The organism is Salinimicrobium oceani (assembly GCF_012037645.1).
Genome location: NZ_JAAVJR010001359.1, coordinates 1 through 321 on the forward strand (window position 1 = coordinate 1; position 321 = coordinate 321).

General features: G+C 41.7%; 1 protein-coding gene. It reads right to left on the minus strand.

Annotated elements, in window-relative coordinates; translation table 11 throughout:
• On the minus strand, positions 1–321 hold a 321-nt coding region (locus HC175_RS22200; protein WP_209310200.1), incomplete at both ends, for a hypothetical protein.

The window sequence follows — 321 nt, forward strand, 5'->3', positions numbered from 1 at the left end:
TGTTGGAAGAAGTCTTAAATAATACTTTCTTATTTCGTCAATACTTGGAAAGATGGTTTGAACATCGACGAGACAGATAACGCCTACACCCGGAGTAACTCCCGGATCTGTTGGATCAGTAGGATCTGTTGGATCAGTAGGATCATTAACAATCACAGTTACGGTTGCAGTATCCATACAGGTTTCATAACCTACAGTGTAAGTAAAAGTACCTTCTTCATCTGTTGCAGGATCGAAAGTGCCGTTTCCTGAGCTCCATGTTCCTCCACCCAATGCATCTTCACCTAAATAATCAAAAAGATCAACCGGCTCGTCTTCTGT